Origin of the sequence: Corallococcus sp. AB049A (assembly GCF_003668885.1) — a bacterium.
Classification (GTDB): domain Bacteria; phylum Myxococcota; class Myxococcia; order Myxococcales; family Myxococcaceae; genus Corallococcus; species Corallococcus interemptor.
Genome location: NZ_RAWL01001291.1, coordinates 1 through 413 on the forward strand (window position 1 = coordinate 1; position 413 = coordinate 413).

The following is a 413-nucleotide window of genomic DNA, read 5'->3' on the forward strand; positions in this document are numbered from 1 at the left end:
GCATCAACGGCCAGCCGACCCCAGGTCAGCAGCCGCCGCAGAACTCCCAGGACACCCAGCAGCCCGCACCGGGCGCGCAGGGTGGCACCGATGGCGAGCGCCTGTTCGGCGGCAAGTACAAGACCGTGGAGGAGCTGGAAGCCGCCTACGCACAACTGAGCACGCCAGCCGACGACAAGGGTGGCAAGGGCGGCCCCGCGACCATCGACGACGCCACCGCGGATGACGCGCGTGACGCCTTGGCGCGGGCTGGCCTGAACCTGGACGACTTCGCCACCGAGTTCAACTCGAACGGCTCGCTGTCCGAGGAGAGCTACAAGAAGCTCCAGGACGCGGGCTATCCGAAGGAGCTGGTGGACGTGTACGTCGATGGCCTGCGCGCTCGCGTGCAGACCTACGAGAACGCCGTCTAC

1 protein-coding gene is annotated in these 413 nt (G+C 68.0%); it reads left to right on the forward strand.

The window, feature by feature from the left end; translation table 11 throughout:
- A partial coding sequence (locus D7X55_RS41875; protein WP_199747458.1) for a capsid assembly protein occupies nt 1-413 on the forward strand: 413 nt, incomplete at both ends.